Origin of the sequence: Dyadobacter sp. (assembly GCF_051859145.1) — a bacterium.
GTDB lineage: Bacteria > Bacteroidota > Bacteroidia > Cytophagales > Spirosomataceae > Dyadobacter.
In genome coordinates this window covers 1-1477 of sequence record NZ_JBHYGF010000286.1, presented here as the reverse complement: position 1 = coordinate 1477, position 1477 = coordinate 1, and the positions used below count along the sequence as shown (strand labels likewise).

General features: G+C 51.5%; 1 protein-coding gene. It reads left to right on the top strand.

Annotation, left to right across the window (positions count from 1 at the left end):
- Window positions 1-1477: TonB-dependent receptor plug domain-containing protein (locus ACTIE6_RS16270; protein ID WP_439557646.1), on the top strand; the 1477-nt coding region annotated here is incomplete at both ends.

Sequence of the window (1477 nt, the reverse complement as noted above, 5' to 3'; positions counted from 1 at the left end):
GTCGGGCGCGGCCGCTCAGACCTATTATAACAATAACAAGCTATCTACCCTTTTTCCAAACAGTGATTTGTACCAGGTAGGTACCGATGCCACCGGCGCGGTGAATGCATTGAGCCTGACGCCGGCAGGTAAGGCGAAGGCTGCGGCGCTGGACAACCAGTATCTTTTTCAAGCCAATGTAAATGGGAATCCGGTTGAGTTCAATGATGATTCCCGTAACTTCTACCTGCGGGCGAAGATCGAGTTCAAAGATTTTATGCTATCGCTTTTGACGTGGAAAACAGATGAAGGCGCTACTCCCTGGTACACCAATCGGTCCCGCATCGTCACCAAAGACCTGTCGCGTTGGGTAGCCAACAACAAGGCATTTTCATTGACCTATAATAAATACCTGTCGGACAAAGTCCAGATCCTGAACCTGACTTCCTACCGGCTCCATGAACTGAACGGAGCGACGAACCTGCCTACTTACCGGGGGTATTTCAATGGTAGTTACGGTATCATCGACCTTTTGAACGAAAGAAAACCTACTTACGCAACGCCATACTGGTACCGCGTTTCCAATCAGCTCAGAAATGAGTTCCGCGTACTCTGGACCCCGCTTCCTAAAATGGACATTAACAGCGGGATAGAAATACGAAACAGCATTATCCAGGCCAACTACATTACCTCGCCCGTCGAGGGAGCAGACGAATTCGGTCGGCCTGATTCCACCCTTGCCGGTGGCGACAACTTCCGGGTTTTTGACATGGGCATATTCAGCCAGGGTACTTACAACTGGTCTGACCACCTGAAAATGGTACTCGCCACCCGCGTCGACTACAACCAGATCCGCTCCAATGGCGGTTACGGTTTTGTTTTCAATCCGCGGTTGAGCCTCATTTATTCGCGGGGCATGTTTGTGTTTAAAGGGATTTATGCAGAAGCCTTTAAAGACGCCTCCTATCTTCAAAAATATGCCACGACCCGCGAGAGGCTGCTCAACAATCCAACTTTGCAGCCTGAGCGCGTGAAGAACGTCGAGGGCAGCATTGCTGTGCGGTTCAGCAAAGCGCTGTCGGCGAACATAGCTGCTTATGTGGCCAATTACAGTAATGCAGTCGGGCTGGCGACTGCCACTATCCCCGGCACGCAAACTACAACTACCCAGTTCCAGGCTTTGGGGAAGCAGCGCATTATCGGTCTGCAATCGGAAGCGCGATATGACGTGAAAGGTCTGAACATCTGGGGGAATTTCACTTACAGCAACCCGCGCGACCTGAAAGTGGAGGGGCAGAAGATCCCTATCAGCGATGTAGCGCCCTGGTCGGCCAACCTTGGTGCCGTGTACGAGCCTGTCAAAAACCTGAGCATCAGCATTACCAACAATTACATCAGTGTGCGGAAATCGGGGGCGGGTACTTCGGGCAGCAGCAACCCGATCACACGTTTCCCGGCGATATACCTGCTTAATTCCGCAGTTACTTACCAGAACATT